General features: G+C 34.7%; 5 protein-coding genes and 1 tRNA gene. All 6 read right to left on the bottom strand.

Translation table 11 applies throughout. From position 1 onward, the window contains the following. Positions 1-3109, bottom strand: a 3109-nt coding sequence (locus ACTHPI_RS03940; protein ID WP_445352874.1) for a YSIRK-type signal peptide-containing protein, incomplete at its 3' end; no start/stop codon positions are given. Between the two features lie 312 nt (positions 3110-3421). Next, positions 3422-3495: transfer RNA gene (locus ACTHPI_RS03935), tRNA-Arg, on the bottom strand. A gap of 57 nt (positions 3496-3552) precedes the next feature. Continuing rightward, on the bottom strand, positions 3553-4881 hold the full coding sequence (locus ACTHPI_RS03930; RefSeq protein ID WP_445352873.1) for a PTS sugar transporter subunit IIC: 1329 nt from the start codon (positions 4879-4881) through the stop codon (positions 3553-3555). Continuing rightward, positions 4878-6113 carry a DEAD/DEAH box helicase gene (locus ACTHPI_RS03925; protein WP_445352872.1) on the bottom strand — a complete coding sequence of 412 codons (1236 nt, stop codon included), beginning with the start codon at positions 6111-6113 and terminating at the stop codon, positions 4878-4880. Before ACTHPI_RS03925 ends, ACTHPI_RS03930 begins: the two co-directional genes overlap by 4 nt. Further along, on the bottom strand, positions 6113-6820 hold the full coding sequence (locus ACTHPI_RS03920) for a GH25 family lysozyme (protein WP_445352871.1): 708 nt from the start codon (positions 6818-6820) through the stop codon (positions 6113-6115). Before ACTHPI_RS03920 ends, ACTHPI_RS03925 begins: the two co-directional genes overlap by 1 nt. A 60-nt stretch (positions 6821-6880) precedes the next feature. Further along, positions 6881-7447: a hypoxanthine phosphoribosyltransferase gene (hpt, locus tag ACTHPI_RS03915; RefSeq protein WP_445352870.1), complete on the bottom strand. Its 567-nt coding sequence runs from the start codon at positions 7445-7447 to the stop codon at positions 6881-6883. Between the last annotated feature and the right edge of the window lie 99 nt (positions 7448-7546).

Raw genomic sequence — 7546 nt, 5'->3', positions numbered from 1 at the left:
AGGTTACAGTTTGAGGAGCTTTAGAGTAGGTTTGAGTAGAACCATTGCCCGGCTTGCCTTCTACATCTGAATCAGTAAAGATGTAGTGGAAATTACGTTCTACTGTTTCAGTTTTGTGGATTGGTTGAGTTTCATGACCATAGTAAATGTTGTATACACGACTAGTACCAAGGTCTTCTGGAGTAATCTTCCAACTTTCAACTTCAGAACCATCATCTGGAGTCTCAGCTGTCGCATTCAATCCACCAGTTGGAGCAGTGTAATGTTGAGCGGTTAAATCTGGTGAATTTTGAATTGCAAATCTAGTCTTACCATTTTCAACAGTCCAGCCTTCACCAATATCACCGTTGTTATCAAGGTTATAACCTTTACCATCATTAGTTACAGTACCATAACCAATAAACTTACCATTGCTATCAGTAATAGTACTACGAGTAAAGGTAGCAGTTTCAGTTACAGGGTTAGAAACCTTAACATCACTCTTATCAATTACACTTTGAGGGATACGTTGTCCAGTTACCTTATCGTAGTAGTTGATAGTACGAGTAACTGATTTTTCTTCAGTAGTAGCCTTGTAAGTTGGAGTGGTTGGAGTAGGTGGAGTAACAGTCTTCTTGTGGAAGTGAACAACGAAGTGTTGGTCAGTATTGACATCATTGTCATAATCTGGGTAGTTTACACTAGTATAGTTGCCAGTATTACCACCAGTTACACCAGCACCAGTTGTTTTAACATATTCGTAGTCTTGACCTAAAATATTAATAACTTGGTTTGCTGCTCCGTTAAATGTGATTTGAGTGCCTGAAGCACCTTCAGCATTTTGCTTTACTGAGCCTGGAATTTGTTGTTCATTATTGTCATCATCAACAAAGATTACATCAGCCTTTTGCATTTCAACTGGTGCCTTCTTATATAGAAGAACAATATCTTGACTAGCTGGAATATTGTCATTAATTCCGATTGCTCCGGCAGTAGCATATGTAGGGTTAGACCCATACTTACCTTCAAAATTCTTTCCAGCTGGCCAATGAGCTTTAGCTACTGCGCCTGGAACATTTTGAAAGACTGCTTGACGACCAAGATATCTAATCCCAGCAGGTGAATTAACGAAGCCTGCTTCATTATTTAATACGTACGCATTAATGTTAGCAGTACCTTTACCATCTATAACTTGATCAAGCCAGATAAGGTCTCCTTGGAAGTTATTACTTATACCAACAATATCACCGATACTTGTTGAAGAAACAGTACCTTGAAGAGGAGTATTGATAATATCGCTAACTTTTTTATCAATACCATTTACAGTTTCAAGAACAGTATTTAAGATATTCTTTACTCCTGCATCATTCAAGTCATATTTATCGCCATCACTTGGGTGATCGAATACGTAAGTTCCTCCATTCCAAGTTACCTTTTCTGGAGTAGCATCAGTAATGTTATAGCTTTGACCACTAAGAGCATCTACACTCTTGCTACCCATAATATGACCTGTTTCTTCATCTACGTACCAAACAGTTTGTTTAACTTTATTATTTACAGGTGCAGCTGGATCTACCCAGTGTGTTCTAAAAGAATAGTCCAATCTTGTATCAACTTCACCAGTTTGACGATCAAGCCAAACAAAGTTACTTGAAGTATTCTTTACATCACCTGAAATACCATAAACCTTCATATCACTACTTGTAATGATAGACTTAGTATATTGGTAAGCTCCAACTGTAGTTGAATAACGATCAATAAAGAATGTCTTTCCATCTAAAGTATCATTAAATGATTGTTCTGGACTAAAAGCAGCATGTAAAACGTTCTTTACATTACCTGTACCAGTTGCACCACCAGTAGAAGCATCCCCAGAAATTTGAGCAACTAGTTGACCATTTAACCAGAAGTAGAGAGTCTTACCAGGATCTGCAATATCTGTAGAATATGCAAAAACATTCCCATTAGTAGTATCTTTATCTGCAGAATATACAGTTTGAGTTTCAGGTATATAGTTAAAAATTGTTCTATTAAAAGTAGAACCCAAATTAAAGTTTGGAGTTACATCTTCAATATTTTGTGGAGTGCTTGAAGCAGAAGTATCTTGCACCAAAGAAGCGCCAAGTAATTGTTCAAGTTTCTTTGCGCTATATTTAGAAGCATCAACCTTATTATTACCATTATCTAAACTTGCAATAGTTGATTTAAGCAAGTTTAGTTCATTTGTAGTTAAGAGTGCCTTAGCAGTCTTACCATCTAGACCAGTCTTAGTAAGGTCAACGTTAATTTCTGCATTTTTATCAGATTTTTGTGCATTATTAATGCTCTTATCCCCATTAATTGCACTATTTTTAAGTGTATTGTTTAAAGTATCTTCATTAGAAGTTAAGTTAGCATTAGCTGCTGAAGATGGCACACTAGCATTGTTATCTGTGACCTTTTCTGCAGCTTTTTCTGTAGCATTTTCTGCAGCTTTCTCAGTGGTTTTTGCTACTTGAGAATTTGTATCTGCTATATTTTCAGTTTGCTTTTCAGCACTTTGAGCTACTTTTTCAGCCTTTTTCTTTTGAATCTTAAGTGCAGCTTCAGCGTTTGACTTTACTTCAGTACTTTCAGAAGAGTTAGCTGCAACTGAAGGATTAGCTTGTTCAGAATTTTGTGCTTTAGCTTCTGATTTTTGAACTTCAGCATTAGTATCAACACTAGCAGCAGACTTATCCTCATTACTTTTTGCGTTTGCTTTAGTTGCACTTTGCTGTGTCTTTTCAGTATTTTCTTGTGGAGCAGGAGCTTGACTTTGTGCGTTAGAATTCTGAGCAGCTTGCTTTTCAGAATTACTTTCACTAGCTACACTTTGGTCATTTTGCTTTCCTTCAACTTCAATAACTGCCTTCTTAGCAGTTGAAGTATCCACTGAATTTACATGCTGGCTATGGCTTTCATCTGTTACATCCTTACCATTACCATTATCATTATCACTGGCATGGGCAACTTGTGAGTTTGACCCCATCCACAGTGTAGTACCTAAAAGAACAGAAGCAGCGCCGACTGTAAGTTTACGAATCCCAAAGTGAGATTGACGTTCAGCGACTTCTTCCAATCTTTTAGCACGATTGTTTTTTGAAACCATTGTCTCAGCCTCCAAAATCTATTTTCCTCATGACAACTATCATTGCCTTAACACCTTTATGATACCACTAACTCTGTTATATGGACTAAAACTTTGTATAGTCTTTTTTATACATGTATAATCCCCACATGTATAAAAAGTACCATTTATGTGTATTAGCAATACCACTAAAGATAATAAATATCTTTTATTCTTGAGCAGTATAATTCTATCACGTTCGTATATAAAAAACCATTTAAAAAACTTTCATTTTAAATTTTTTTAAACAATAAAAAAGCCAAGCGTATCAACGCTTGACCTCATTCAATTTAATGATCCCGGTGAGATTCGAACTCACGACACACGGTTTAGGAAACCGATGCTCTATCCAGCTGAGCTACGAGACCAGTACAAATTAACTTTACCAAAAAACTTCGATAAAAGCTAATTCTTTTTTATATTTTTTAATATTGGGTATTGAAAAATGTTCGCGGATTATTAGTGTCAGCAATTTTATCAGCAGCAAAAACAAACGGCATCCAAATCAAAACCGCAATCACAATATTAAGTGTGCTTAAGACAATTGCTCTCCAATCATAATTACATGCTAAAAAAGGTCCAATAATCGGCGGAACAATTGAAGGAACTGCTACTTGAACTGGATTAACTAATCCCATTAAAGTTATCCAATATGAAAAAGCTACATTAATCAAAGGAGCTAATACAAATGGAATTATATAGACTGGATTAAGCACCACAGGAAGCCCAAAAATAATTGGTTCATTAATATTAAAAATTCCCGGAGCTAGTGCCACCTTAGCAATAGTTCGATAATCACTTCTTTTTGAAAATAATAAAATCGCAATTATTAATGCTAAAGTTCCACCAGTTCCACCAAACCAAGCAAAAGCATCAAAAGAACCTCTTACCCAAAGAAATTGTGGAACTTTTCCATTTCTTGCAGCAGTAATATTTATATTTTGAGCAGTCATCCAAATTGAATCAAGAATTGGAGCAAGTACTCCCAAACCATTTAAGCCAAAAAAGCTAAACACTTGAACCAGTAAAGTAACTAGAAGAACCATTCCAAAGCCTTGACCCATTTTTACTAATGGTTCTTGGACAGAATGAAGTAACCAATTACCAAAATAGCTCCCTGTTGCAACTTGAAACACATAATTAATTGCTCCAACAGTAAAAATTGCAATTATTCCTGGAATCAAGGAATCAAATGCAGCCTGTTCTGCATGAGGCATATTGGTTGATAATTTTAAAGTTATGCGTGCTTTATAACAAATTACATACATCAGCATCCCTAAACTACCAAACAAAATAGCCGTAAAAATTCCCATTGTTGAAAATTGCGTAATATCAAAAGCATTATGTACAACTAAGTTATCACCGTTTAACTTTAATTTCATAAAGCTCGCAACACTCATTGTAAATGAGGCTAGGGACACAATTGAACCTGCTAAACGATTAGCTTCAAAAGTTTTTGCTAATTGATAGCCTAATGCAATTGCTAAAAAAAGCGCATAAAGTGAAAAAGTTCCTCGCCATACAATATTACTAATCGAAAGGACCGGCTGCATTGCAAAAGCAAAAGTACTCCAGCCTAAATGATCGCGGCAAGCTTCAACTAGACTTTTAACTAATACTGCAATTGAACCTGCAACTGTAATTGGCATAATTGAAATAAAAGCATTTCTTAAGGCAACTAACCATCTAATTTGGCCCAATTTATTTGCCAAAGGTAAAATGTAATCTTCAAGCCATGCTACTAATCGACTCATTTCTTTCCTTTCAAGTAATGAGGATGGTATCCCTTATTTTTATTTTTACGTTTCTTGTGTTTTTTCTTTTTAACTATCTGAACCTTACTCTGTTCTTGTTTTTCCTTCTTCTTTTTGCTCTTTTTCTTTGGCAATTTTTCAGTTAAATGATATCCCGCAAAATAAACACGCTTAACTTCAACTTCTTCATCTGCCAAAAGTTTCTTTAAATCACGAAAATCATGGTCATCTCCTAAAGTTACTACGTAACCTTCCGCATTCATTCGACCAGTACGACCCGCACGATGAAGATAAGTATTAACTTCACTTGGAATATCAAAGTTAATTACATAACTAACTCCCGGAATGTCAAGACCACGAGCAGCCAAGTCTGTTGCTAAAAGAAGTTTTGTCTTTCCACTAGCTAAATCTCTCAAGGCTTGCGCTCTGCGTTCTTTTCCCCAATCATTAGATAAAATTTCAAACTTGGTTTTAGTATGACCAAAAATCCCAGCAAATCTCATCATTGTTTTATTAGAATCAAAGAAAAGAATTCCTTTAAAATGGTCAAGTTTAGTCATTCTTTGCAAGAATTCAATTTTATGAGAATTGTCCACCATCAAGAAATAATCTTTTCTGGTTGAATTTTGCTGATTACGAACATCAATTAATAGGAAGTTACGAGCAAATAATTCTTCTGCATCTTTAGTAATTTCAGAATCTGTTGCACCAAAAAGTAAAATTTGACTATCAGGACGCAAATTTTGTCCTAAAGAAGTCAGCAGTTCCATTTTAGTAAATTCTAAAATATCATCAGCTTCATCTATAATTAAGGTTTTTATTTGATTAATTTTGATTCTGCCACTTGAAAAGAAATCAAAGAATCTTCCGGGAGTTGCTACAATAACTTCAGGGTGTTTCTTTTTTAAATTTTCTTCTTGACGCTTACGATTACCAGCTCCTACTAAACTAGCACCTTTTAATCCTAATACATGTAAATAAGGATTAATTGCATGACGAATCTGAACAGCCAGTTCTGTAGTTGGTGCAAAAATCACTAAACTATTAGCTTCACCTGCTACAACATTTTCTAAACTTGGAAGAGCGTAAGCAAGTGTTTTACCTGTTCCAGTTTTTGCTAAAGCTACTAGACTTGCACCATTTTTAATTGCGTCATAGGTTTCTTTTTGAATAATTGTTGGTTTAGTTTTATGTTCTTTTTTAAGAACTTGTTTGATTTTTTCGTTATACATTATTGAGTTAATTGTCCATACCTTTGCTTATATTGTTGAACAGTGCCATTATATGTAAACATTGTGACACCATCATTTAATCCATCAACATCTTTTACTCGTCCGTCATTTGTGTATTTCCAAAAGGAATACTTAAGTTTATTTGGAGATTTGTCACTAGTTGCCATAAATAAAGTCTTGGTTGGAAAAACTTTATAATATTTATGTGCAACCTGCACCATTACTTGCTTGTTTTCCAATTGCAATAATTTAGCAAATTTACTCATTGACCTTAAATATTTTTGTGTCATTCGATTACTTGTAGGTTCAATTAAAATTGGTAAGCTGCCTGTGTTTCTTCCTACTTTACTATTAAAATAGCGATAATGTTGTAAAGCAGTAGACTCATTACTATATTTTATAAGGCAACCAAATGCAAGCTTAGTTCCCAATATCTGATCACGATAAGACAAAAAATTATCATCAAAATATGACCTTCCTTGAGTCGCCTTAAGATAAACAAAAGACACACCATTATCTTGCAATTTATGCAAATCAACATAATCTAGTGACTGATTCAACTCTACACCAATTGCACTAGGGTTTGAATCAGGAGGCAATGTAGTTTGTTTTTGAAAATTAAAAAATCCAAGTAAAATTCCGCTAATTGCAAGAACAAGCAAAATTAAGATTGCTGGTAAAGTATATTTATGCTGAAAACGTTTCACTTTTTTCACCTATTACCAAAGAAAAAAGTCGCCCTATTTAGGCGACTTCTTTTTAGAAAACTACTTAGTGTACTTTTCGATGATTTCAGGCTTAAGTGCACCAACATAAGGAATGTTGCGGAACATGTTGAGAAAGTCCAATCCATAACCCACCAAGAACTCATCGCCAACTTTTGAACCGTAATATTCAATTTCTACCTCTGTAGTTCTACGAGCTTCTTTATTAAGCATTACACAACACTTAACACTTTTAGCACCACGCTTTTTAAAGAGGTCTTTCATAAACTTTAAAGTAAGTCCAGAATCAACAACATCTTCTACAATTAAAACATCGCGATCCTTAACATCAACTGATAAGTCAGATACTACTTTGACTTTTCCAGTTGATTCAAAGCCATCCCCATAGCTTGAAACATCAATAAAGTCCAATTGATGTTCTACATCCATTTGACGCGTAAGATCAGTTAAGAAATATACAGCACCTTTAAGTGCACCTACTACTAAAGGCTTCTTACCTGCGTAATCTTCAGTTAATTCTTCACCTAAACGGACACACATTTCATGAATATCTTCTTCTGTAAATAACTTGTGGTCAATAATTCTGTTGATATTGTCGCTATTTGCCATTTATTCATCCTTCATTCAATTATTACAAAAACTCTTAATAGAAAAATTATAACACAACAAACAAAAAAAGCGCATTAAATCACGCTTTCTTGCTAAGAT

The sequence above is a fragment of the Lactobacillus sp. PSON genome (genome assembly GCF_052615405.1).
The sequence above is the reverse complement of the archived record's forward strand: the minus strand, read 5'-3'. Positions and strand labels throughout refer to the sequence as shown.